Raw genomic sequence first — 20,993 nt, 5'->3', positions numbered from 1 at the left:
CTCCATAGCCTTACCGCGGCGTGGCTATTGGAATCACGGTGTCGCCGTCTTTACACATGCGTTCAGGCGGCGACAGTGGCCAGCTCAGCGAGCCGGCACACAAATCAAATGACTGTTTCTACAACGGAAGGCTGGGGCTCGCTGGGAGCCTTCTTCACGCCCGCCTCGAATTCGCTGCGGAAATACTTGATTGCGCTGGCCAGTGGCTCGACCGCACCAGGGGCATGAGCACAGAACGTTTTGCCTGGGCCAAGGAAGGTGCATAGCTGCAGTAGCGTCTCGATATCGCCGCTTTGACCTTCGCCTTTTTCCAGCGCGCGCAAGAGCTTGACGCTCCATGGCAGACCGTCGCGGCAGGGCGTACACCAGCCACAGGACTCACGGGCAAAGAACTCTTCCATGTTGCGCAGCAGCGAAACCATATTAACGGTATGGTCTACCGCCATGGCGAGGCCGGTACCCATACGGGTACCCACTTTGGCGATACCGCCGGCAAACATAGGTGCCGAGAGATGCTCCGGCAGCAGAAAGCCCGTGCCTGCACCACCTGGCTGCCAGGCCTTCAGGGTATAGCCTTCGCGCATACCGCCAGCATAGTCTTCGAATAGCTCTTGAGCGGGTATGCCAAACGGCAACTCCCACACCCCGGGATTCTTGACCTTGCCGGAGAAGCCCATGAGTTTTGTACCCATGTCTTCGCTTCCCTCGCGCGCCAATGATTTGTACCAATCAACGCCATTGGCGACGATGGCTGGCACGTTGCACAGGGTTTCGACATTATTTACGCAAGTCGGCTTGCCCCAGACGCCAACAGCAGCAGGGAAAGGCGGTTTGGAACGCGGGTTGGCCCGGCGGCCTTCAAGCGAATTGATCAGGGCGGTTTCTTCACCGCAGATGTAGCGGCCTGCACCGGTGTGAACAAACAGCTCGAAGTCAAAGCCACTGCCAAAGATGTTTTTGCCAAGGTAGCCAGCGGCCTTAGCTTCCTCGATGGCGCGATTCAGGTTGTGTGCGGCATCGACATACTCACCACGAAGAAAGATATAACCGCGGTAGGCCTTCAAGGCCCGTGCGCTGATGATCATGCCTTCTACCAGGAGGTGCGGCAGCTGCTCCATGAGCAGGCGGTCCTTCCAGGTGTTAGGTTCCATTTCGTCAGCGTTGCACAGCAGATAACGAATGTTCAGACTTTCATCAGCAGGCATCAGGCCCCATTTGACGCCGGTCGGGAAGCCCGCACCACCGCGGCCCTTGAGGCCCGAGTCCTTGACAGTCTGAACGATATCCGTAGATGCCATGTCAGCCAGCGCCTTGCGCGCAGCGCTATAGCCGTCTTTGGACGTATATTCCTCAAGCCAGACCGGCGCGGCATCGTCACGCAGACGCCAGGTAAGCGGGTGAGTTTCAGGTGTACGAGCGATTTTGTTCGCAGGACCCACGGAGGTAAGCGTCATACATAACCCTCCAGCAATTTGGCGACACCGGACGGCTGGATATTGCCGTAAGTGTCCTCATCGATCATCAGGGCAGGGGCTTTGTCGCAGTTGCCAAGGCAGCATGTCGGGAGCAGGGTAAAGCGACCATCAGCGGTCGTCTGGCCCAGGCCGATACCTAATTGCTCCTGGATTTGTCCCAGTACGGATTCATGGCCACCGATATAGCAGACCATGCTGTCGCAGACGCGGATGATATGACGGCCGACGGGCTGACGAAAAATCTGGCTATAGAAGGTAGCTACGCCTTCCACATCGCTTGCAGGAATGCCGAGGATTTCACCGATGGCATAGATAGCGCCATCCGGGACCCAGCCACGTTCCGTTTGAACGATTTTCAGTGCTTCGATAGATGCCGCACGGGCATCCTCGTAGTGATGCATTTCATGTTCGATGGCAGAGCGTTCGGTTTCACTCAGCTCGAAACGATCAGTTTGAATCAGTGTACTCATGATCAGCGGTCCACATCGGCCATGACGAAATCGATACTGCCCAGGTAGGCGATCAGGTCCGCCACCATGCTGCCTCGGATCACCGAGGGGATCTGTTGCAGATGCGGGAAGCTGGGCGTACGAATGCGAGTCCGGTAGCTCATGGTGCTGCCATCGCTCGTCAGGTAATAACTGTTCAACCCTTTGGTCGCCTCGATTATCTGCATGGATTCGTTGGCCGGCATGACCGGTCCCCAGGAAACTTGCAGGAAGTGAGTGATCAGGGTCTCGATGTGTTGCAGCGTGCGCTCTTTAGGCGGCGGCGTCGTCAGCGGATGGTCTGCCTTGAAGGGGCCTTCAGGCATGTTCTTCAGACACTGATCGATAATGTGCAGGCTCTGACGCATCTCTTCGATACGGACCAGGCAACGATCATAGGCATCGCCGTTATGCGCGATAGGCACTTCGAATTCGAAGTTCTGATAACCCGAATAAGGCCGTGCCTTGCGCATGTCGAAATTCAGGCCGGTGGCTCTCAAATTCGGGCCGGTTACGCCCCAACGCAACGCTTCTTCAGTGTTGTAATGAGCTACACCTACGGTACGACCTTTTAGGATGCTGTTCCGAATGGCTGATTTTTCGTATTCATCCAGACGCTTGGGTAGCCAGTCAACGAACTCCTTGACCAGCTTGTCCCATCCTCGAGGCAGGTCATGGGCCACACCGCCAATACGGAACCATGCCGGGTGCATCCGGAAGCCGGTAATGGCTTCTACCACCTTGTAGGCGCGCTGACGATCCGTAAAGGCGAAGAAGACCGGTGTCATGGCGCCCACGTCCTGAATATAGGTACCCAGGAATAGGAGATGACTCATGATGCGGAAGTATTCACACATCATGATTCGAATCACCTCAACCCGTGCAGGGACTGTAATTCCGGCAAGCTTTTCAACGGCCAGTACGTAGGGGAGGTTGTTCATGACACCGCCCAGGTAGTCAACCCGGTCGGTATAAGGAATGTAACTGTGCCAGGATTGACGTTCGCCAGTTTTCTCGGCTGCGCGGTGGTGATAGCCGATCTCGGGAACGCAGTCGACAATCTCTTCGCCGTCCAGCTGAAGAATGATACGGAAGGCACCGTGGGCGGACGGGTGGTTCGGACCCAGGTTCAGGAACATGAAGTCAGACGTGTCGCTCTGCTGCTTCATGCCCCATTCTTCAGGCTTGAAGCGCAGGGTTTCCTGCTCCAGATCCTGCTTCGCCGCGTTCAGGGCGTAGGGGTCGAATTCCGTCGCGCGGGCTGGATAGTCCTTGCGCAGCGGGTGGCCTTGCCAGCTGTCAGGCATCAGCATCCGCTTGAGCAGGGGATGGCCGTCGAACCGGATGCCGAACATGTCCCAGACTTCACGCTCGTACCAGTTAGCGTTCGGCCAGATATCAGTCACGGTGGGCAAGTTCAGGTCGTTCATCGACAGCGCGACCTTGATCATCACATCGCTATTCCGCTCGATGGACATCAACTGATAGAACACAGTGAAGTCGGCCGGCGGCAGGCCGCGGCGCTGGGTACGCAGCCGTTCATCCATGCCGTGCAGGTCGTACAGCATGACGTACGGACGCGGCAGGTTACGCAGGTAGGTCAGTACTTCTTTAAGCTTTTCACGGGGCACCCACACTACGGGCATGCCCGTACGAGTGGTTTGAACAGTTAGCGCATCCGCGCTAAAGCGTGCCTTGAGTTCACCCACCACGCCTTCATCTTGGGCAGCGTGCAGGGGTGCGGACAGAACAGTGTCTGCAGTCATGATTATCCGTCGCTATCGGTCAACGTCACGTGTGAGCCTGAGGGCTCACACTTCGTCGGGGCTGCGCAGGTTGGTTACCTGAATACGCTGTTCGCGTCGCTGCTCTCGTTGGGCTGGCATCTCGGCACGATAAATACCTTGCTCACCAACAACCCATGAGAGTGGACGACGCTCTTCGCCAATCGAGTCCTGCAAGAGCATCAAGCCTTGGAGGAATGCCTCGGGGCGAGGAGGGCAGCCCGGAATATAGACGTCTACAGGCAGGAACTTGTCCACGCCCTGGACTACCGAGTACACGTCGTACATACCACCGGAATTAGCGCAGGCGCCCATTGAGATGACCCACTTGGGTTCGAGCATCTGTTCGTACAGACGCTGAATGACCGGAGCCATCTTTATAAAGCAGGTACCTGCCACCACCATGAAATCCGCCTGCCGCGGTGAGGCCCGAATAACTTCAGCACCAAAGCGGGCAATATCGTGCGGCGCGGTAAACGCTGTGGTCATTTCCACATAGCAGCACGAGAGACCGAAGTTGTAAGGCCAGAGGGAGTTCTTACGCCCCCAATTGACGGTGTTGTGCAGGACGTCATCGAGCTTGCCCATAAAGATGTTCTTATGGACTTGCCCTTCAGTCGGATCGGAAACGGTTTCCCGTGTCCCGGCCGGATAGCGTTCTACGACCGCATCGGGATCGATCCTGGTAAGTTTGTATTGCATCGCCAAAGCCTCATTGTTTTAGCTTCGCCTGCCGCTTACGGCGGCCTTCAGGAGCCCAGTCGAGCGCCCCGATCCGCCATAGGTAAACAAGACCCGCCAACAGAATTGCTATGAAAACTGTAACTTCGATGAATCCAGCCCATCCTGATTCACGGACGGATACGGACCATGCGAAGAGAAAGAGCGCTTCGACGTCAAAGATCACGAACAGCATCGCGACCAGATAGAATTTAGCGGAGAGGCGCAGTCGCGCTCCACCGGTAGGAACGATACCCGACTCGAAGGGATCGTTTTTACTACGGCCAACAGCACGGCTGCCTAGCAGGCTGGAAACGCCGAGCATGAATCCTATAAGACCGACTACACCCAAAAGGAAAATCGCAAAGCTCCAATTGTGAGCTAGAAGACCGGTCGTATCAGGCATGCTCATGGTCCTTATCGTTTTTGCTAGTAAAAATCCTGCCTCATCCTGCGACATGACGTCGCAAGCGGCGGTGGAATTCTATTCCTGAATAACGCGTGTGTAAAATTTTTGACGAAAAAAGATTTGTTTAAATGATTTCCGTCAATCGTATTCAAGTAAAGTGGATTAAATCTTTGTTTATTAAGATTTATTCTCAACTAAATTCGCTGTTTGGACGCTCTAATAATTGAGTGATTTAGTTGGTTTTATACGTGCAAATCGCTCTTGTTATTAGCGTAGCAGGCTCACTCTCAATTGCTAGAAGTATTGTTCTTTATAAATAAACTGCGTAAGTTGAGCGTTTTAATATGAAGGGTCCAGGTAATATCTTATTGATATCACCTGGATTCGAATATGTCAGATGAAGCGTGTTGTGAAGTGCAGTCAGCGCATGGACGCTAGTGAGATATGTGCGTCTTGAAGGTTGATACGCCAGGGTGTTTTTAGTCGAGAAGGTCCACCTTGACCCTGAGTTGGGTATCCTGACTGCCCCGGGTTGAATATTCATACAGAATTCCGTCCTCAGAACGTGAAGCATTCTGTGAAAAACCACTCAGCGTAATCCATTCACCTAGCCGGCCGCTGACGCGGGTGCTGGTGGATTGAGTATTGATAGTGTTGGGCTGATTTCTGTCCAGGCTGTTGTTGCCGCCATCTATTGTCAAATGTACAAGATTGCCTGTAAGGCTGGCAGTAACGTAAAAGCCACGGTTGAGATCGCGATACTCGGTACGGGTATAAGGGCGACCGTAAGGGTCGATTTCAGTGGTGGAAATAGGCACGCTTTGACCAATCTTGACCAAGGCAGGAGAGCCTTCCGTTGCCTGTACCTGCTGTGTGCCGTCTTGCTGTGTGCCGGTGCTGTTACTGATGATGCGAACCTGCGTGTCTGGATGATTACCCAGTCGTCCGTTAACCGAGTAACCCTGCTCATCGCCCTCATCTGCATCGCGTGTATCGACAGTAATCAAAAGGCGATGCGGCTCTGTATCCAATTGAGATAACAGGCTTTTGATTTCAGTGATTTTGTTCGACTCAGCATTAACGATGAGTTGATTGCCATAGGTACTGACTTTGCCTTCTGAGCCCAAAGTGGATTGCACGATAGGCAGCAGTTCATCGGCGGTTCTGTAATTAAGGGGAATCACTTCAGTACGAGGTGCCGCCTGTGCTGCGAAAGCAGTCATCAGCATGGACAGAAATAAGGCCAAGTACGCGCGATAGGGCTTCATAACACCATGCTTCTCACGTTAGGGTCCGATTGGCTGGTTTGCCAGATGCTGTCAAATCGGCTCTGTTGCAAGCGAACAGTGGCTCTCGCGTTGTAATAGGCCGTGCCGGTATATAGCTGTGGGTTGTTGCGAATCACCAGGCCCTGATCGTCTATCAGTACGTAAGCGGTGTCGTCTGCCGGATAATCAGGCGAGCGCCTGCGAATTAAAAAGTTACTGGTCAGGCGTCGTGCCAGATTGATGAGTCGATGGCTCTGACGTACAGCTTGGCCTGAGTCCTTGAGCAGTACGCGCAGGCGATTGCGAGGGTGCGCCAGTAAAAAACGTGTAATGGCGTGCTCTACATCGCTGCGGTTGTAGAGTTGTGGTTCAAAGTCTGGACTATAAATACAGATGCTGCGTCGGGCCTGGGAAAGCAATTCAACGATATGGAGAGCAGCAGCATCAGGAGTCTCGAAGCGCATCTCACGCTTTTCATCGGCTGCTACGGCCTCTGTTTGCTCCAGCGTAGAGTGTCTGGTCATGTCGACATGGGCGATACCCGCCTCCAGATATTCATCACCGGTGACAGTAAACCCCAGGCGCTGATAAAACGGAATGGCCTGGATTTGTGCGCTTAAAACCTGACGGTGTAATCCGCGTCGCTCGGCCTCGGATATCACTGCATGCATGATGGTTGAGCCAACATTGAGGCCGCGCCAATCGCGTAAAACCGCAACGCGACCTATGCGGCCATCCTCCAGTAGGCGAGCAGTGCCTACTGGATAAAGACCCTCTTGAGCCAGAAAGTGTATGGCATGCTCATCTTCCGAGTCCCATTCCATTTCTGGCGGTACAGCCTGCTCTTGGATAAATACGGTTTCTCGTATATGTCTCAGGGCCTCGTTGTCACGCTTCCAGTCTGCGACGCGGATAGAGAGATCACTCATCAGCAAATACCAGGCTGCCTTGTTCAATGAGTTCGCGTATCAGTTCCCGGCCGGCTTCATCCTCTAGCCAGTTGCCCAGGTTTTCTTGATGCAATGCGTCAGCTGAGCATACCAGCGCAAGCAAGGGTTGAAGGTGGCCGGAAAGTAATCTGCTTTGACCGCTCGCGAAAATCATCACATCGTCGCCCATTTGTGACCAGGCCAGTCGTGCGCTGGGGTTGCGTATAAGGCAGGCGCCATCTTCCAGAGCTTGGACCAGATCACCTTCTAGAAGAGACTCGCCGCTGATCAGCTCAGGGTAGCGCGGCTCGGTCATGTATTGGCCAAACCAGGCCAATAGCATCCGCTCATCATTGATGTGTTCTTGTATAAGGGCTTTAAGGCGATCTACAGCGTCTTGCTTGATCTGGCCAGAGTCTACTGCCTGCACAGGTTCAGTGCCTGCATCACTATAGCGCTCTTCTTCCGGGATGAACTGAGTCAAAAAGTCGGTGAAGTGCGTCAAGACCTCTGAGGTACTGGGTGCGCGAAAACCTATCGAATAGGTCATGCACTCATCCTCGGCAATGCCATCATGGGCAAGCTGAGGGGGTAGATACAACATGTCGCCGGGTTCCAACACCCATTCATCGGTCTGCTCAAATTCCGCCAGGATCTTGATGTCCGGGTTGTCCTGTAAAGGACTTTCACTGGTGCAACGCTGACCGATCTTCCAGCGACGTCGACCATAACCTTGCAAAAGGAATACATCGTAGTTGTCGTAGTGGGGACCAACGCCGCCGCCTGGTGCTGCATAGCTGATCATGACGTCGTCGATGCGCCAGCTTGGCAGGAATTTGAATGGCTCGACCAATTCGGCTACTTCAGGAACGAACTGGTCAACCGCTTGAACGAGCAGTGTCCACTCACGCTCAGGCAGGGTAGAAAAGTCTTCTTCCTTGAAGGGACCTTGGCGTAGCTGCCATGGGCCTTGTTCTCCGGGCGCGATGATGCGTGATTCAACTTCTTCCTCAAGGGCGAGGCCAGCAAGTTCGTCAGGAGATAGCGGTGTTTCGAAATCCGGGATGGCCTGACGGATCAACAGGGGTTTGCGCTGCCAATAGTCGCGCAGGAATTCTCGAGCCGTCAGGCCGCCCAACAGTTGCAAAGGAGTGTCTGCGTTCATGTCTGTCTCTGAAATAAAAAAGCCCGGCGCAGCCGGGCATAAGAATAGGCTCGGTATTCAAATACGCTTGGCTTGCTCTATAGCATTACCAATATAGTTGGCAGGTGTCAGCGCCTTGAGTTCTGCCTTGGCCTCTGCAGGAATGTCCAACCCTTCAATAAAAGTTTGCAGGGCTTCGGCGCTGATGCCTTTGCCGCGGGTCAATTCCTTGAGCTTTTCATACGGATTAGCTACGCCGTAACGACGCATGACGGTTTGAACCGGCTCGGCCAAGACTTCCCAGCAGTTGTCCAGATCGTCAGCGATACGCTGCGCATTCAGCTCCAGCTTGCTGATGCCCTTGAGCGTGGCTTCATAGGCAATAACACTATGGGCGAAGCCGACACCCAGATTACGAAGCACCGTCGAGTCGGTCAGGTCGCGCTGCCAGCGAGAGATAGGCAACTTGCTGGCAAGGTGCTGCAGAAGTGCATTGGCAATACCAAGGTTGCCTTCGGAGTTCTCGAAGTCGATCGGATTGACCTTATGTGGCATGGTCGAAGAACCGATTTCGCCCGCAACGGTTTTCTGCTTGAAGTAGCCTAGCGAAATATAGCCCCAGATATCCCGATCAAAATCGATCAGGATGGTGTTGAAGCGAGCAATGGCATCGAACAGTTCCGCAATATAGTCATGCGGCTCGATTTGCGTAGTGTAGGGGTTCCAGGTAAGACCCAGGTCATTCTCGACGAAGGCTTGTGCGTTCGCCTCCCAATTGATTTGGGAATAGGCCGACAGGTGTGCGTTGTAGTTACCTACGGCGCCGTTGATCTTGCCAAGCAGCTCGATACCAGCAATCTGCTTGATCTGGCGATCCAGGCGATACACCACGTTGGCCAGTTCCTTACCCAGTGTAGTAGGGGAGGCTGGCTGTCCGTGAGTGCGCGACAGCATCGGGACGTCGGCAAAACGGTGTGCCAGCTCGCGGATGGCGCCCGAAATATTACGCATCAGTGGTAATAGAACGGTATCACGACCTTCGCGAAGCATGAGTGCATGAGAAAGGTTATTGATATCTTCTGATGTGCAAGCGAAGTGGATGAATTCGCTGACGGCATTGAGCTCAGGCAGTGCTGCAGCCTGCTCCTTCAGCAGATACTCAATAGCCTTGACGTCGTGGTTGGTCGTGCGCTCGATTTCCTTTACCCGTTCTGCCTGCTCCAGGCTAAAACTGGTTACCAGCTTTTCCAGAATCTCATTGGCCTGCGTGGAGAAGGGCGCTACTTCGGGAATGGCATCATGCGAGGCCAGACGCTGGAGCCAGCGAACTTCAACCATGGCGCGGAAACGGATCAGACCGTATTCGCTGAAAATCGGGCGCAGGGCTTGGGTTTTGCTGGCATAGCGGCCGTCAATAGGCGAAACCGCGGTAAGCGAGGAAAGCTGCATGGGGCATTCTCGACAGTCAATGAGAGGAAAAAGGCGCGATAGCATACACCAAAGCGCCATGTTTGGCTGAGCGCGAGCGAGATGGCTGATCAGCTGTTCAGGAGAGGATAGAGCTCATCAAGCATCTTGCGCCGACTAAAGACCATCTGCCAGCGGTGTCCGCCCAGTTGTCGCCAGAGACGGGCAGAACGAATGCCGGCCAATAGCAATGCTCTCACCTTGGCGGCGTTGGCTGGTATCTGTAGGTAACGCATCTCGCCATGCACTTGAATACGCTGGCGAAATGTACTCAGTGTGTCTTCATAGATACTGCCAAAGCTGGCAATGACGTTTTCATGCGTCAAACCAAAGTGTTGAACCTGCTGCTGCACCTGATCAAGGCGCTTGCCAATCAGTTCCAGCATATCTTCGCGCCGGTCTAGCCGTCGTTCCAGAGCAATCATCGACAAGGCGTATTTAAGAGGCTCTCGCTGCAGGCTTGAGGGGTTGCGCTCCAGGGCGCTGGACAACGCCCTCATGCCATCGCGCAGGTCGATACTGTCTCCGCCATAGACCTCAAGTGTGGTTTGTGGGTTTGTAGCCAGCAGGCTGCCCAACATGCAGGCCAGTGGCGCCTCGCTGATCTGTCCCGTCTTGGCCAGGCGATCAACCAGAAACGCGGCCTCGAAGACAGCACCCAGTGCTACCAGTTGCTCATGTATCGACGTCATGCTGCAGGGCTCTCCCTATATGCAGGCTCAGCGTCTTCGATAACACCACCACCCAGGCAAATCTCTCCATCATAGAAAACAACAGATTGACCTGGGGTGACAGCCCTTTGTGGCACTTCAAAGACAGCACGATAACCGGTGGCTGTTCTTTCAAGGCGGCAGGCCTGATCCTGCTGGCGATACCGTACTTTGGCTTTCAGCTTGAGAGGGGACGTCAAATCGACCGGGTTGACCCAGTAAATAGTGTTGACGGTCAACGCTTGAGAATACAGCCAGGGGTGTTCGTTACCCTGACCAACGATCAGAACGTTACGCTTCAGGTCTTTGCTCAGGACGTACCACGGGTCATCTCCGGAATCCTTCATGCCACCGATGCCCAGCCCCTGCCGCTGGCCAATGGTGTGATACATCAGTCCATGATGTTTGCCGATGATCTTGCCTTCGGTGGTTTCGATATTGCCGGGCTGAGCGGGCAGGTACTGCTTGAGGAAATCGGCAAAGCGGCGCTCGCCGATAAAGCAGATACCGGTAGAGTCTTTTTTGCGTGCTGTGGCCAGTCCGTATTTTTCGGCAATCGCGCGAACTTCGGGCTTTTCCAGTTCGCCTACCGGGAACAATGTCTTGGCCAGCTGTTCGCCACCCACCGCGTGGAGGAAATAGCTCTGGTCCTTGTTGGGATCCAGGCCTTTTAGTAGCTGGGTCTGGTCGTTTTCGTCCCGACGGCGAACATAATGACCCGTGGCGATAAGATCGCCCCCCAGCATCAAGGCGTAGTCAAGAAATGCCTTGAACTTGATTTCCCGGTTACACAGGATGTCTGGATTGGGCGTTCGGCCTGCCTTGTACTCTTCCAGGAAGTGTTCGAAGACGTTATCCCAATATTCGGCTGCGAAGTTGGCCGTGTGCAGCTTGATACCAAGCCGGTCGCACACTGCCTGGGCGTCAGCTAGGTCTTCTTTGGCTGTACAGTATTCAGTGCCGTCATCCTCTTCCCAGTTTTTCATGAAGAGGCCTTCGACCTGGTATCCCTGTTCCTTCAGGAGCAGCGCTGAAACAGAGGAGTCCACTCCGCCTGACATGCCGACAATGACGCGTGTTGAAGAGGGCGTATGCATATGCAGAAGTATTCAGGAAAAAGCACAGTTTAACAGGGTAAGGCAGGGCACGGCGACCTAGAGACGGATCACTTCCAGGGGGAAGGAGCCAGTGCTGAGATAATCATCAACGCAGCGCAGGACCAATTCACTGCGCCAGGAGGTCTCATTTGCAACCAGTTCCTCCCGGGTCATCCATTTAGGGCCGATAATGCCCACGTCGAGTGGGTGCTCGGGTAGGTGGCGAAGCGGACGCGCTGAAAAGCAGACGCGCTGGTAGGTCACACCATTGCTAGGAGCGGTATACAAGTAAATGCCTGTGACACCTGTAAGCTCAACCTCCCAACCGGTTTCTTCGAGGGTTTCTCTACGTGCGGCATCGAGCAGACTTTCATTGGCCTCAAGGTGCCCGGCCGGCTGATTGAGGCGTGGCTGGCCATCAATCAGTTCTTCGGTAAACAGAAAACGTCCCTGATCTTCAATAACGGTTGCGACGGTGATATGGGGTTCCCATTTCATAAGAGGCCCTGTTTTCAGTGAAGCATAGAGGTGAAGGCTGAAAGCAGAACCCCGGCACTGGGCCGGGGTTCTGTAAGCACTAGCGTGTCATATTAGGACAGCGTGGCCAGGGCTTCGTTAAGGGTCGCGCTTGGACGCATTGCCTTACTGGCGAGTTCTGCGTTTGGGTGGTAATAACCCCCAATATCCACAGGCTTGCCCTGTACTTCGTTCAATTCGGCAACGATCTTGGCTTCATTGTCGGCAAGCTGCTTGGCCAGCTTGGAAAACTTCGCCTGCAGTTCGCCATCCTCGGTTTGCTCAGCCAGTGCCTGAGCCCAGTAAAGGGCTAGGTAGAAGTGGCTGCCACGGTTGTCCAGTTCGCCTACCTTGCGTGAAGGCGACTTGTTGCTGTCCAAGAACTTACCGTTGGCTTGGTCCAGTGTCTTAGCGAACAGACGGGCCTTGGCATTATTGGTCGCATGGCCGTAGTGATCCAGCGATTCGGAGAGTGCCAGGAACTCACCTAGAGAGTCCCAACGGAGATGGTTTTCCTGTACGAACTGCTGAACGTGCTTGGGTGCAGAGCCGCCCGCGCCAGTCTCGAACAGACCGCCACCGTTCATGAGCGGAACGATGGACAGCATCTTGGCACTGGTACCAAGCTCCATGATGGGGAACAGGTCGGTCAGGTAGTCACGCAACACGTTACCGGTAACGGAAATCGTGTCCTTGCCTGCACGGATGCGCTCAAGGGACAGGCGAGTTGCCTCAACCGGAGAGAGGATCTGGATGTCCAGGCCAGCGGTGTCGTGATCTTTCAGGTAGGTCTGTACCTTTTTGATCAATTGGGCATCATGGGCGCGTGCAGGATCCAGCCAGAACACTGCCGGGGTGTTGCTGGCACGTGCGCGGTTAACTGCCAGTTTTACCCAGTCGCGGACCGGAGCATCCTTGGTCTGGCACATGCGCCAGATATCACCTGCCTCGACAGTATGCTCAAGAAGAACATTGCCGTTGGTGTCAGTAACACGAACCACGCCGTCGGCGGGGATCTTGAACGTCTTGTCGTGGGAGCCGTATTCCTCGGCCTTCTGAGCCATCAGACCTACGTTAGGTACGCTACCCATGGTAGCCGGATCGAAAGCGCCGTTTTGCTTGCAGTCTTCGATAACCGCTTGATAGACACCGGCATAGCAGCGATCAGGGATCATGGCCAGGGTATCGTACAGCTTGCCATCGGCGCCCCACATCTTGCCTGATTCACGAATCATGGCGGGCATGGAGGCATCGACAATCACATCGCTTGGAACGTGCAGGTTGGTAATACCCTTGTCAGAGTTCACCATGGCCAACTGGGGGCGCTGCTCGTAAACGGCTTTGATATCCGCTTCGATTTCTGCCTGCTTGTCTTCCGGCAAGGTTTTGATCTTGGCGTACAGATCACCAATACCATTGTTTAAATCAACACCCAACTGATTCAACGTGTCAGCGTGCTTTTTGAGCGCATCAGCATAAAACACCGAAACTACGTGACCAAACATGATGGGGTCAGAGACCTTCATCATGGTTGCCTTGAGGTGCAGGGACAACAGAACGTCGCTGTTCTTTGCGTCAGCAATGGCGGCTTCGATAAAGCTGGCCAGAGCCTTCTTGCTCATGACTGATGCATCGATCAGCTCGCCAGCTGTTACGGATGTTTTTTCCTTCAGTACCTGCGTGCTGCCATCGTTAGTGGTCAGCTCGATCTTGACCGTGCCTGATGCTTCGATCAGCGCAGACTTTTCGCTGCCGTAGAAGTCGCCCTCATTCATGTGCGCGACCTTGGTCTTGGAGTCTGCGCTCCAGGCGCCCATTTTATGGGGATGCTTTTTGGCGTAGTTCTTGACGGAAAGAGGTGCGCGGCGGTCAGAGTTACCCTCGCGGAGAACCGGGTTAACAGCGCTGCCTTTGATCTTGTCGTAGCGAGATTTGACGTCTTTTTCCGTGTCGTCTTTTGGCTCGTCCGGGTAGTTCGGTAGTGTGTAGCCTTGATCCTGAAGTTCCTTGATAGCTGCTTTCAGCTGAGGAACCGAGGCGCTGATGTTAGGCAGCTTGATGATGTTGGCTTCGGGAGTAGTAGCCAGTTGGCCCAGTTCAGCCAAGTGGTCAGAAATCTTTTGGTCTTCGCTTAGATATTCAGGAAAAGTAGCGATGATGCGGCCAGCTAGAGAGATGTCGCGGGTTTCAACAGCAATGCCTGATGATTCGGTAAACGCTTTGACGATAGGAAGCAGGGAATAGGTGGCAAGGGCAGGTGCTTCGTCTGTAAGCGTATAGATGATCTTCGACGTTGTAGACATTTGTTACGTTAACCTCTCTGTATCATAGCGATTGCGCCTATTTGAATGGCACCGAACCAGCTAGTTCACCGACAAGGCACCGGTAGACGCAGATGAAAACGCGAGATTTGAGAACAATTCCGGGCACTTGAGCAGGCCAGAAAGGTTTGCCGTTAACGACGCGCCGGGTTTCAAGCCTGCACACACTGAGGCAGGCCCGACCGGACCCGTCCCGGATTGATCTCGGGCTTCTAGGGCCCAAAAATCGTCACGGAGTATATCAGCTAGGGAGGTCTTTCGCATTGCCGGGTTTGTTTGAATAACTACACAAATCTTTATAAGTGAAGTGATTACCTTTCAAATGTTTATTTTCTGAACAATTGGCTCTTTAAAAGAGCATAGTTCCTGCTTGGGGCTTGGCTAATTTATTGGTTTTAATAAATTAGTTTTTAAACGAATAAAGTCTTTTAACTGCTGCGTAATAAAAAGCCCCGAGCAGGTCGGGGCTTTTTATTTGATTTAGCGTTGTTGGCGCAGTAGCGCCTCTATACGCTCCTCCAAAGGAGGGTGGCTCATGAATAGACCAGCAAAGCCATGGCCCTTGCTGCTCTTGATACCAAAAGCGGTCAGGGTGTCTGGCATTTGTCCTTGAATGTTCTGTTCCGCACGCAAGCGCTGCAGTGCAGAAACCATTGCATTTGTACCTGCCAGGCGTGCGCCTGCTTCGTCGGCACGGAATTCGCGAAAGCGCGAGAACCACATGACGATGATAGTCGCCAGGATGCCCAGAACCAGTTCAGCGACGATACTGGTAATGTAATAGGCGGGCCCATGACCTTCCTCTGTCTTGAAGACGGCCTTGTCGATGAAATTGCCGAATATGCGAGCAAAGAACATGACGAAGGTGTTCACGACGCCTTGGATCAGGCTCAGTGTCACCATGTCGCCGTTGGCTACGTGACCAATCTCGTGCGCCAGGACGGCGCGCACTTCTTCAGGTGAGAAGCGCTCAAGCAAACCCTGGCTTACCGCAACCAGTGCATCATTCTTGTTCCAGCCCGTTGCAAAGGCATTCGCTTCATAGGCAGGAAAGATGCCGACCTCAGGCATCCGGATGCCCGCCTCGCGAGACAGATCCTCAACAGTTTGCAGTAGCCATTGCTCGTGACGAGTCCGGGGCTGACTGATGATTTCGGTTCCGGTACTCATCTTGGCCATCCACTTGGAAATGAATAGCGAGAATAGCGAGCCGGCAAAACCGAAGACGGCACAGAAAATCAGAAGACTTCCGTAGTTCTGGCCTGTAAAACGATCTACTCCCAGCACTTTAAGCGTAATGCTGGCGATCAGCAGTACGGCCAAGTTGGTGCCAAGGAACAGCAGAATTCGCATCATGGTGTAAAGCTTCTCCTAACAACCGGAAGACTATTTCCTAGCGGCGTATATAAGGTCCGGTTGTTAGGGTTTCAATCAATCGACTATTTCAAACTATGTCGTTTTGTTGGCAGGCCTGAGTAAAAGACGCGTCAACAGCACCACTCGTTCGCTATCGCTTTCTGCCAGAGCGTCCCGTAGATGCTGGGCTAGGGTAGAACGTTGGCGTCTCACGCTAGGCGGAAGCGCTTCTGCTTCCTTGAGTAAATGGGCGTGACTCGCTGAAAGACGTAGAAACGCTTTTTCGGTCAGGATGGCCTGGTCAAGTGCATCATAACCAAGGTTAGTGGTGTAGCGCAGATAGTCCTCTTCAGCCAGCCAGAGCAGCGCGCTAAAACAGCTCTGATGTCTAACACTGGGAAGCCCGAACTGGTCGGGTTCCTCTCGTCCAATCAGATCTTCGACATAGAGCGTCGCCTTGCGTGGAAAGCTTTGATAAAGCGCCAGCAGGCCTTTCGCTGCATCCTTGTAGAAGTCTTCGATATGGAGGTCCATGGGACTACTGCCGGTAATGTTTGAGGAAATTGCCAATTCGGCCAATAGCCTGTTCAAGGTCATCCACGCGTGGCAGGGTCACTACACGGAAGTGGTCAGGCCAAGGCCAGTTGAAGGCGGTGCCTTGAACGATAAGCAGTTTTTCCGAAAGCAGAAGATCCAGAACAAACTTTTCATCATTGTGGATTGGGCAAACCTTTGGATCGATCCTGGGGAAGGCATATAGCGCCCCCATAGGCTTTACGCAGCTTACGCCAGGGATGTCGTTCAATAGCGCCCAGGCACGGTTGCGCTGTTCCAATAAGCGCCCGTTGGGCAGTACCAGGTCATTGATGCTCTGGTAACCGCCCAGAGCGGTCTGAATGGCATGCTGGCTGGGCACGTTTGCACATAGGCGCATGTTGGCAAGGATATCAAGCCCTTCGATATAGCTCTGAGCTTTATGTTTAGGGCCGGAAATGGCAACCCAGCCCGAACGGAAGCCTGCCACGCGGTAGGATTTCGACAGGCCGTTAAACGTCAGGCACAGGACATCGGGCGCAAGCGAAGCCGTTGAAATATGCACTGCTTCGTCGTACAGGATCTTGTCATAGATCTCGTCCGAAAAAATGACAAGGTTATGCTGGCGCGCCAGCTCCACGATATCTTCCAACACCTCTTTGGAGTACACGGCACCCGTAGGATTGTTCGGGTTGATCAGCACCAGTGCCTTGGTATTGGAGGTGATTTTGCTGGCCATGTCTGAAAGGTCCGGAAACCAGTCCGACTGCTCATCGCATAGGTAGTGGACAGGTTTGCCGCCCGCCAGGCTGACAGCTGCAGTCCAGAGGGGATAATCTGGCGCCGGGATCAAAACCTCATCACCGTTGTTGAGCAGGGCCTGCATGGCCATGACGATCAGCTCGGATACACCGTTACCCAAATAGATGTCTTCAATGCCAACGCCCTCTACCTGCTTTTGCTGGTAGTACTGCATGACTGCCTTGCGCGCGCTGAACAGGCCCTTGGAATCGCTGTAACCTTGTGCGGTAGGCAGGTTGCGGATCACATCCTGAAGGATTTCTTCAGGTGCTTCGAAACCGAACGGTGCGGGGTTGCCAATGTTGAGTTTGAGGATGCGGTGGCCTTCCTCCTCCAGACGCTTGGCATGCTTTAACACTGGCCCACGAATGTCATAGCAGACGTTGGCTAGCTTGTTCGATTTACTGACCTGCATGTGTAACGGATCCCGGTTGGTAATAGCGAAGAGCGACCTGCGAAAGGTGCATGGTCGATGTCTGACTGAAGGTAGGCGTGCCTATCGGCTTGGCAGCGCCCTCAACGAGTGACAGACTGGAAGCAGATCATACGACTGCCCCTGCGTTTTCAAAAGAGACAGATGGGGCCTTTTCCATGGCGGAGGTGTTCATCCTATGGATAAAGTCATCAAATCCGAAGATGTTTGGCGTGACCAGCTGGATAATGACCAGTTTCGGGTGTGCAGGCTAAAGGCGACGGAAGCGCCGTATACAGGTAAGTACTGTGATACCAAGACGCCTGGGGTGTACCAGTGTGTCTGTTGTGGGCAAGCGCTTTTCGACTCGGAGACCAAATACAGTTCAGGCTGTGGCTGGCCCAGCTTTTATCAGCCTATCTCGAATGATGCTTTGCGAGAGGAAGAGGATTTTAGTCATGGGATGCATCGTATAGAGGTGCTTTGTTCGCGTTGCGATGCGCACCTGGGGCATGTGTTCCCGGATGGTCCACGACCGACGGGTTTGCGTTACTGCATAAACTCCGTTGCGCTGGATCTTGTCCCGCGTGATGAATAAAACAGACGCTCAAGCTGCGGAAGGCAAAAGCCTTTTGCAGATTCCGTTTACATTGATGAATGGGAAAGTGTGCTGCCTGGCTGATCTTTCTGCGCAAGCCTATCTGTTGGTCAACACTGCCAGTCGCTGTGGATTCACGCCTCAATACGAGGGGCTTGAGACGTTGTGGCAGGCTTACAAGGCTCAAGGGCTAGTAATTGTGGCCTTTCCATGTGATCAGTTCGGTCATCAGGAGCCTGCTGACAATGGTGAGATCGAACAGTTTTGCAAGGCCCGCTTTGGTGTCTCCTTTAACGTATCTCAAAAGATAGAGGTCAATGGTGCCGATGCCCATCCTTTATTCGAGGTACTAAAGGCGAAGGCGCCGGGGGTGCTAGGTACGCAGCGTATAAAGTGGAACTTCACAAAGTTTCTGGTTAGTGGTGATGGTGAAAAGATCAAACGCTTCGCGCCGCTAGTGAAGCCTGCGTCGCTAAAGGGACAGGTAGAGCGGTTTCTTTCGCTGTGACTCGAATGTCATGCTGAATCTTGCGGCTCTCGCTATATATAAAGGTGAGTCGCCGTTTTTGTGTAAGGATAAGTACGTGGAATCTAGACTCGATACATTTCTGGCACGTGCGGAAGGCGTGCTGGCCCGTTTGGAGCCTTTATTGCCAGCACTGCGCGAGCCGATTGATTGGTCTCAAACCGTTGCGGCTCGCTGGCGTCGTGAAGGGCAGGGAGGCTATCTGCAGCCTATTGAAGTCAATCTGGATCTGCGATTATCTGATTTACAGGGCGTTGATAGACAGCAGGTCCTGCTTGGGCAGAATACGCAGCAGTTTGTAGACGGCATGCCGGCCAATCATGCTCTGTTATGGGGCGCTCGCGGTACAGGCAAGTCATCCCTGGTCAGAGCATTGCTCGCTGAGTATGCACAGCGCGGATTGCGACTGATAGAGATTGAGCGTGATCATCTGACAGATCTGCCACGTGTGGTTGCGCAAATCAGTAAACAGCCTCAGCGGTTTGTGTTGTTTTGTGATGATTTGTCGTTTGATGCCAGCAACGATGATTATCGAGTGCTGAAAAGCGTACTGGATGGCTCGCTTGAGCAGGCGCCTGATAACGTTCTGCTTTATGCAACTTCAAATCGCCGGCATTTGGTGTCTGAGCGACAAAGCGATAACGCTGACTGGGAGCGAAGTGCGGATGGCGAGCTACACCCTAGTGAGGCGGTAGAAGACAAGATCGCGCTCTCGGATCGATTTGGGTTATGGCTTTCCTTTTATCCTTTTACCCAGGATCAGTTTCTTCAGGTAACCAAGCACTGGGTCGAGGTATTGGCTACCCGCGCGCAGCTTGTGTGGCAGTGGAGTGAGGAAACTGAAAAGGAAGCTATTCGCTGGGCGCTTGGCCGAGGTAATCGAAATGGCCGCTGTGCCTATCAATTCGCCCGTCATTGGGTTGGTAAACAGCTTTTGGATGTCGCAAATGCGTGATTTGAGTGAAGTGGGAAACGATCTGGGTGGCTATGAGCTACTAGCGGCACAGTTAGAAGCGCTTCTTTCTGGCGAAAACGATTTCATCGCCAATGCCTCGCAGTGTTCTGCCTTTCTTTTCCATGAGTTGCCTGACTTAAACTGGGCGGGCTTTTATCTGTGCAAAGACAATGAGCTTGTGCTTGGTCCGTTCCAGGGCAAGGTTGCTTGCGTTCGCATACCCTTTGGGCGTGGTGTCTGTGGTACGGCGGCGCAAACGCGCGAGACGCAGCGCGTTGAGGATGTACATGTATTCGCGGGGCACATTGCTTGTGACAGTGCGTCAAACAGTGAACTTGTTATCCCATTGATAAAGAATGAGCGTCTGATTGGTGTGCTGGATCTTGATAGCCCCAAGCTAGGTAGGTTCAGCCTGGATGATCAGAAAGGTATCGAGCGATTGGCAGCAATACTGCTAGCCGCAAGTGATTGCTGATAATAAAAGCGCAGCCCCTTGGGGCTGCGCTTTTATTGCTATTAGTCGTAGAGTGACTTCATAGGGGCATCTTCCTTCTCCATCTCCTCTAGCCCCTTTAATAGTTGCGTAGGTTCGCGGACCGGTTGCCCTGCACCAATTTCTCCCTTGATGACGCTGACTTGTTCATCAAGGTACTGAAGATGTTCATTGAACTTGTCTGAGTGAGGCTGTTTACGGATATATTGAGCGGCTTTCTCGAATGCCTGTCTGGCAGGAGCCAGTTGTCCCTGATCAATAAACTGACGGCCCAGGTGATCAAAGAATTCGAAGTGAAGTAGCGTCATTAGCGCTCTTATTTCCTCGTCCCAATAACCAGCCTCTTTAGCCTCGATCAGTCCATTCTGGATGGCGTAGGTGATTTGTGCGTGTAAATTTTCAAGCTGCGCACGAACCTGCTTTGCCTTGGCTTCATTCGCGATAACCTGGGCTGCGTTTGTGATCTCGATTTGATCACCCTTGGCCAGCTCAGCTTCCAGATGATTCATGCGTGCAGCCAATACGGGAGTCTTCTCCTTATTAGGCATGCGCTGAAGAAGTGTCAGTTCAAGCCTTGATAGTAAAAGCTTGAGGGCAGGGGTCATCCATTGCCCCGGTAACGTGTCGGACAGCTGCTCATAGCGTCGGATGCGGTTAACCAGCTCCGCTTTCAAGCGTGTCTTTTCAAGCTGATGCGCTTCAAGCTTCTGGTTGAGAAAGCTGATGAAAATCAACAGCACAGCTCCCGTCACAACCAAAATGGCAATTATAGATACAGACATCAAGGCCTCCTGCTGGCCTGCGAGTCAATAAAACAAGTACTACTATATTGGCAGCGCGACCATCTTCTTTAATGGCAAAGTCATTGATTTAAAAAAATTTAAATAGGTGTTGACGGATCTCGAATGTCTCTCTAGAATGCGCGCCACTTCAGACGCAAAGCTGAAAGCGAAGCGAAAGAGGTAGGAACTGTTAAAGCTCCAAGGCTGC

Annotated in this window: 20 protein-coding genes and 2 pseudogenes; 4 read left to right on the top strand and 18 right to left on the bottom strand. The window is 53.3% G+C overall.

The window, feature by feature from the left end; translation table 11 throughout:
• Positions 1–104: 104 nt before the first annotated feature.
• From nuoF to PLU01S_RS20030, 17 genes and pseudogenes are all read right to left on the bottom strand, one after another.
• Positions 105–1,454, bottom strand: a complete 1,350-nt coding sequence (nuoF, locus tag PLU01S_RS20105; protein ID WP_074823909.1) for an NADH-quinone oxidoreductase subunit NuoF — start codon at positions 1,452–1,454, stop codon at positions 105–107.
• Complete coding sequence (gene nuoE / locus PLU01S_RS20100) at positions 1,451–1,951, bottom strand: NADH-quinone oxidoreductase subunit NuoE (protein WP_173869050.1); 501 nt, start codon at positions 1,949–1,951, stop codon at positions 1,451–1,453. The genes nuoF and nuoE overlap by 4 nt, the downstream gene beginning before the upstream one ends.
• Entirely contained in the window at positions 1,948–3,729 is a 1,782-nt protein-coding gene (gene nuoC / locus PLU01S_RS20095; RefSeq protein WP_074823910.1) for an NADH-quinone oxidoreductase subunit C/D, read from the bottom strand. Before nuoC ends, nuoE begins: the two co-directional genes overlap by 4 nt.
• Positions 3,730–3,774: 45 nt before the next feature.
• Positions 3,775–4,449 carry a NuoB/complex I 20 kDa subunit family protein gene (locus PLU01S_RS20090; protein ID WP_010794903.1) on the bottom strand — a complete coding sequence of 225 codons (675 nt, stop codon included), beginning with the start codon at positions 4,447–4,449 and terminating at the stop codon, positions 3,775–3,777.
• Positions 4,450–4,459: 10 nt separating this feature from the next.
• Complete coding sequence (locus PLU01S_RS20085) at positions 4,460–4,873, bottom strand: NADH-quinone oxidoreductase subunit A (protein ID WP_010794902.1); 414 nt, start codon at positions 4,871–4,873, stop codon at positions 4,460–4,462.
• Between the two features lie 482 nt (positions 4,874–5,355).
• Positions 5,356–6,144 carry a secretin N-terminal domain-containing protein gene (locus tag PLU01S_RS20080; RefSeq protein ID WP_074823913.1) on the bottom strand — a complete coding sequence of 263 codons (789 nt, stop codon included), beginning with the start codon at positions 6,142–6,144 and terminating at the stop codon, positions 5,356–5,358.
• Positions 6,141–6,581 (bottom strand): annotated as a pseudogene (locus tag PLU01S_RS26755) (DUF7931 domain-containing protein); the annotation flags it as partial. The pseudogene PLU01S_RS26755 and the gene PLU01S_RS20080, both read right to left, overlap by 4 nt.
• Before the next feature lie 72 nt (positions 6,582–6,653).
• Positions 6,654–7,073: pseudogene (locus PLU01S_RS26230) on the bottom strand (GNAT family N-acetyltransferase); the annotation flags it as partial.
• The gene (locus tag PLU01S_RS20070; protein WP_074823918.1) at positions 7,066–8,238 is read right to left on the bottom strand and encodes a ribosomal protein uL16 3-hydroxylase; all 1,173 of its coding nucleotides are present in this window, start codon (positions 8,236–8,238) and stop codon (positions 7,066–7,068) included. The pseudogene PLU01S_RS26230 and the gene PLU01S_RS20070, both read right to left, overlap by 8 nt.
• Positions 8,239–8,295: 57 nt before the next feature.
• Entirely contained in the window at positions 8,296–9,666 is a 1,371-nt protein-coding gene (purB, locus tag PLU01S_RS20065; RefSeq protein ID WP_074823921.1) for an adenylosuccinate lyase, read from the bottom strand.
• Positions 9,667–9,755: 89 nt separating this feature from the next.
• On the bottom strand, positions 9,756–10,376 hold the full coding sequence (hflD, locus tag PLU01S_RS20060; protein ID WP_010794897.1) for a high frequency lysogenization protein HflD: 621 nt from the start codon (positions 10,374–10,376) through the stop codon (positions 9,756–9,758).
• Positions 10,373–11,491 (bottom strand): tRNA 2-thiouridine(34) synthase MnmA, encoded by a 1,119-nt coding sequence (gene mnmA / locus PLU01S_RS20055; protein ID WP_074823927.1) that lies wholly within the window; start codon positions 11,489–11,491, stop codon positions 10,373–10,375. The genes hflD and mnmA overlap by 4 nt, the downstream gene beginning before the upstream one ends.
• Before the next feature lie 57 nt (positions 11,492–11,548).
• Positions 11,549–11,989 (bottom strand): NUDIX hydrolase, encoded by a 441-nt coding sequence (locus PLU01S_RS20050; protein WP_074823930.1) that lies wholly within the window; start codon positions 11,987–11,989, stop codon positions 11,549–11,551.
• Positions 11,990–12,081: 92 nt separating this feature from the next.
• Positions 12,082–14,310, bottom strand: coding sequence for an NADP-dependent isocitrate dehydrogenase (locus PLU01S_RS20045; protein WP_074823932.1), 2,229 nt, complete (start codon positions 14,308–14,310; stop codon positions 12,082–12,084).
• Positions 14,311–14,808: 498 nt separating this feature from the next.
• Positions 14,809–15,684, bottom strand: coding sequence for a protease HtpX (htpX, locus tag PLU01S_RS20040; protein ID WP_010794893.1), 876 nt, complete (start codon positions 15,682–15,684; stop codon positions 14,809–14,811).
• A gap of 93 nt (positions 15,685–15,777) precedes the next feature.
• Positions 15,778–16,218 carry a hypothetical protein gene (locus PLU01S_RS20035; protein ID WP_010794892.1) on the bottom strand — a complete coding sequence of 147 codons (441 nt, stop codon included), beginning with the start codon at positions 16,216–16,218 and terminating at the stop codon, positions 15,778–15,780.
• 4 nt (positions 16,219–16,222) lie between these two features.
• Entirely contained in the window at positions 16,223–17,434 is a 1,212-nt protein-coding gene (locus PLU01S_RS20030; protein ID WP_010794891.1) for a pyridoxal phosphate-dependent aminotransferase, read from the bottom strand.
• Between the two features lie 196 nt (positions 17,435–17,630).
• Here PLU01S_RS20030 and msrB point away from each other — a divergent pair, with 196 nt between their 5' ends.
• The 4 genes from msrB to PLU01S_RS20010 all read left to right on the top strand — a co-directional run bounded on the left by msrB (position 17,631) and on the right by PLU01S_RS20010 (position 19,985).
• Positions 17,631–18,029, top strand: a complete 399-nt coding sequence (gene msrB, locus PLU01S_RS20025; protein WP_010794890.1) for a peptide-methionine (R)-S-oxide reductase MsrB — start codon at positions 17,631–17,633, stop codon at positions 18,027–18,029.
• A complete protein-coding gene (locus PLU01S_RS20020) occupies positions 18,022–18,537 on the top strand; it encodes a glutathione peroxidase (RefSeq protein WP_010794889.1) in 516 nt (171 codons plus the stop codon). Before msrB ends, PLU01S_RS20020 begins: the two co-directional genes overlap by 8 nt.
• Before the next feature lie 76 nt (positions 18,538–18,613).
• Positions 18,614–19,510: an ATP-binding protein gene (locus PLU01S_RS20015; RefSeq protein ID WP_019365804.1), complete on the top strand. Its 897-nt coding sequence runs from the start codon at positions 18,614–18,616 to the stop codon at positions 19,508–19,510.
• Positions 19,503–19,985 (top strand): GAF domain-containing protein, encoded by a 483-nt coding sequence (locus tag PLU01S_RS20010; RefSeq protein ID WP_010794887.1) that lies wholly within the window; start codon positions 19,503–19,505, stop codon positions 19,983–19,985. Before PLU01S_RS20015 ends, PLU01S_RS20010 begins: the two co-directional genes overlap by 8 nt.
• Before the next feature lie 41 nt (positions 19,986–20,026).
• Here PLU01S_RS20010 and PLU01S_RS20005 read toward each other — a convergent pair whose 3' ends face one another.
• Positions 20,027–20,785, bottom strand: a complete 759-nt coding sequence (locus PLU01S_RS20005; protein WP_010794886.1) for a hypothetical protein — start codon at positions 20,783–20,785, stop codon at positions 20,027–20,029.
• Between the last annotated feature and the right edge of the window lie 208 nt (positions 20,786–20,993).

Source organism: Pseudomonas luteola NBRC 103146 (assembly GCF_002091675.1).
Lineage (GTDB): Bacteria > Pseudomonadota > Gammaproteobacteria > Pseudomonadales > Pseudomonadaceae > Chryseomonas > Chryseomonas luteola.
The sequence above is the reverse complement of the archived record's forward strand: the minus strand, read 5'-3'. Positions and strand labels throughout refer to the sequence as shown.

Bases quoted from the DNA above. Each gene is read 5' to 3' on its own strand.
- nuoF (WP_074823909.1), bottom strand. From the start codon at position 1,454: ATGACGCTTACCTCCGTGGGTCCTGCGAACAAAATCGCTCGTACACCT.
- nuoC (WP_074823910.1), bottom strand. From the start codon at position 3,729: ATGACTGCAGACACTGTTCTGTCCGCACCCCTGCACGCTGCCCAAGAT.
- PLU01S_RS20090 (WP_010794903.1), bottom strand. From the start codon at position 4,449: ATGCAATACAAACTTACCAGGATCGATCCCGATGCGGTCGTAGAACGC.
- PLU01S_RS20085 (WP_010794902.1), bottom strand. From the start codon at position 4,873: ATGCCTGATACGACCGGTCTTCTAGCTCACAATTGGAGCTTTGCGATT.
- PLU01S_RS20080 (WP_074823913.1), bottom strand. From the start codon at position 6,144: ATGAAGCCCTATCGCGCGTACTTGGCCTTATTTCTGTCCATGCTGATG.
- PLU01S_RS20070 (WP_074823918.1), bottom strand. From the start codon at position 8,238: ATGAACGCAGACACTCCTTTGCAACTGTTGGGCGGCCTGACGGCTCGA.
- purB (WP_074823921.1), bottom strand. From the start codon at position 9,666: ATGCAGCTTTCCTCGCTTACCGCGGTTTCGCCTATTGACGGCCGCTAT.
- hflD (WP_010794897.1), bottom strand. From the start codon at position 10,376: ATGACGTCGATACATGAGCAACTGGTAGCACTGGGTGCTGTCTTCGAG.
- mnmA (WP_074823927.1), bottom strand. From the start codon at position 11,491: ATGCATACGCCCTCTTCAACACGCGTCATTGTCGGCATGTCAGGCGGA.
- PLU01S_RS20050 (WP_074823930.1), bottom strand. From the start codon at position 11,989: ATGAAATGGGAACCCCATATCACCGTCGCAACCGTTATTGAAGATCAG.
- PLU01S_RS20045 (WP_074823932.1), bottom strand. From the start codon at position 14,310: ATGTCTACAACGTCGAAGATCATCTATACGCTTACAGACGAAGCACCT.
- htpX (WP_010794893.1), bottom strand. From the start codon at position 15,684: ATGATGCGAATTCTGCTGTTCCTTGGCACCAACTTGGCCGTACTGCTG.
- PLU01S_RS20035 (WP_010794892.1), bottom strand. From the start codon at position 16,218: ATGGACCTCCATATCGAAGACTTCTACAAGGATGCAGCGAAAGGCCTG.
- PLU01S_RS20030 (WP_010794891.1), bottom strand. From the start codon at position 17,434: ATGCAGGTCAGTAAATCGAACAAGCTAGCCAACGTCTGCTATGACATT.
- msrB (WP_010794890.1), top strand. From the start codon at position 17,631: ATGGATAAAGTCATCAAATCCGAAGATGTTTGGCGTGACCAGCTGGAT.
- PLU01S_RS20020 (WP_010794889.1), top strand. From the start codon at position 18,022: ATGAATAAAACAGACGCTCAAGCTGCGGAAGGCAAAAGCCTTTTGCAG.
- PLU01S_RS20010 (WP_010794887.1), top strand. From the start codon at position 19,503: ATGCGTGATTTGAGTGAAGTGGGAAACGATCTGGGTGGCTATGAGCTA.
- PLU01S_RS20005 (WP_010794886.1), bottom strand. From the start codon at position 20,785: ATGTCTGTATCTATAATTGCCATTTTGGTTGTGACGGGAGCTGTGCTG.